This is a genomic window from Kitasatospora putterlickiae, assembly GCF_039527695.1.
GTDB lineage: Bacteria > Actinomycetota > Actinomycetes > Streptomycetales > Streptomycetaceae > Kitasatospora > Kitasatospora putterlickiae.
Genome location: NZ_BAAAKJ010000332.1, coordinates 9,392 through 10,569, shown reverse-complemented (window position 1 = coordinate 10,569; position 1,178 = coordinate 9,392). Strand labels below are relative to the sequence as shown.

The window sequence follows — 1,178 nt, the reverse complement described above, 5'->3', positions numbered from 1 at the left end:
CCCTCCGTCGACGCCGTCCGGCCCGACTCCCTGACGGTCACCGCCACCCCCGCCGAGGCCGACCGGCTGCGCGCGCTCGGCTGGTCCCCCGTCCCGCTGCCGGGGCCCCGGTACGGCGCCACGCCCGGCCAGGAGGGCGTCGGAGCGGCGCTGTACGACTTCCCGTCCGCCGACTCCGGCTACCACAACTACGCGGAGGCGGCGGCCGACATCGAGGCCGTCGTCGCCACCCACCCCGACATCATGAGCAAGCGGGTGATCGGCACCTCCTACGAGGGCCGGCCGATCGTCGCCATCAAGATCAGCGACAACGTGGGCACCGACGAGAACGAGCCCGAGGTGCTGTTCACCGCCCACCAGCACGCCCGCGAGCACCTCACCGTCGAGATGTCGCTCTACCTGCTGCACGAGTTCGGCGACAAGTACGCCACCGACGGCCGGATCGCGAACGCGGTCAACAGCCGGGAGATCTGGGTGATCCCGGACCTCAACCCGGACGGCGGCGAGTACGACATCGCCACCGGCCGCTACCGCAGCTGGCGCAAGGACCGCCAGCCCAACCCGGGCAGCGGCTACGTCGGCACCGACCTCAACCGCAACTGGGACTACAAGTTCGGCTGCTGCGGCGGCTCCTCCGGCTCCACCTCCAGCGAGACCTACCGGGGCAGCGCTCCGGAGTCCGCGAAGGAGACCAAGGTGGTCGCGGACTTCGTGCGCGGCCGAGTGGTGGGCGGCAGGCAGCAGATCACCGCCGCCATCGACTTCCACACCTACAGCGAGCTGGTGCTCTGGCCGTTCGGCTGGACCACCGCCAACACCACCACCGGCATGTCCGCCGACGAGTACAACACCTTCGCCACCCTCGGCCGCTCCATGGCCTCCACCAACAACTACACGCCCGAGCAGTCGAGCGACCTCTACATCACGGACGGGTCGATCGACGACTGGCTGTGGGGCGCGCAGCGGATCTTCGCCTACACCTTCGAGATGTACCCCGGGCCGAACGGCTCCAGCGGCTTCTACCCGCCCGACGAGGTCATCGGGCGCGAGACCAGCCGCAACCGGGAGGCCGTGCTGCGGCTGGTGGAGACCGCCGACTGCGTCTACCGGGCGATCGGCAAGCAGCAGCAGTACTGCGGCATCACCACCTGACCCTCGCCGAGCGGCCCGAGCGGCCC

Annotated in this window: 1 protein-coding gene; it reads left to right on the top strand. The window is 70.4% G+C overall.

The window, feature by feature from the left end:
• Positions 1–1,152, top strand: a 1,152-nt coding sequence (locus ABD308_RS31335; protein WP_344342551.1) for a M14 family metallopeptidase, incomplete at its 5' end; no start/stop codon positions are given.
• Between the last annotated feature and the right edge of the window lie 26 nt (positions 1,153–1,178).